Annotated in this window: 1 protein-coding gene and 1 pseudogene; both read left to right on the top strand. The window is 73.7% G+C overall.

Annotated features, from left to right (window positions below; genetic code table 11):
• A partial coding sequence (locus LPA54_RS33260) for a 6-phosphogluconolactonase (protein ID WP_228984457.1) occupies positions 1-267 on the top strand: 267 nt, incomplete at its 5' end.
• Positions 268-467: 200 nt separating this feature from the next.
• Positions 468-862: pseudogene (locus LPA54_RS33255) on the top strand (hypothetical protein); the annotation flags it as partial.

Raw genomic sequence — 862 nt, 5'->3', positions numbered from 1 at the left:
CGCACGGTGGTCGGCGTCCACGGCGCCCCCAAGCCCCCGCCGACCCGGGTCACCCTCACCCTCCCCGCGATCCGCGCGGCCCGTGAGGTGTGGCTCCTGGCGGCGGGCGAGGACAAGGCGGAGGCGGCGGCCATCGCCCTCTCGGGCGCGGGCGAGATCCAGGCCCCGGCAGCGGGCGCGTACGGCCGCACCCGCACCCTGTGGCTCCTGGACGCGGCGGCGGCTTCGCAACTCCCGCGGACGCTGTATCCCCCGGCGACGGCCTGACGTTCCAGCCCGTCCGGCGCTTGAGGACAAGGCCCGAAGGGCCGGGGGGGGCTGGGGCGCAGCCCCAGGGACGGGAAGGGACGGGGCGGCGGGGGCGAGAACCCGTTGGGAACCCCACCGCACCGGCCGGTGTACCAAAGGTGTCAGGCGGCTCGCAGAAGGAGCCGCACGAGGTTCGACCATCCCAGTGGGGGACCGACATGCACACCTGGAAGGACGGCGTAGGACGACACCTGACGGCGGTCATGATCGCGGTGACAGCCCTGCTCCTGTGGAGCAGCCCACCCGCCTCCGCGGGAGGCCCCACCAGCGTCCTGATCGTCTCGGCGACCACCGGAAAGACAGCCTCGCTGTACCACGCCGACAAGCGCTACACGGAGCTGGAGCGCCTGCTCGGCCCCCTGCACCAGGGCACCCGCACCAAGCCGCCCCGCCTCGCGACCGCCTCGGGCCAGCACATCAACGTGACGTGGATGGTCCACGACGTGACCCCGTGGCGGGTGGACCAGATCGCCCTCCCGGACGGCAGCCAGGAGGCCTGGATACACACCTCCACCCGCATCACCGACGGCGACGACGGCGTCTGGCACCGCGC

This window comes from Streptomyces sp. DH12, assembly GCF_020873895.1.
In the GTDB taxonomy this organism is placed as follows: Bacteria; Actinomycetota; Actinomycetes; order Streptomycetales; family Streptomycetaceae; genus Streptomyces.
Note: the sequence above shows the minus strand (reverse complement) of the source record. Positions and strands in the feature narration are given on the sequence as shown.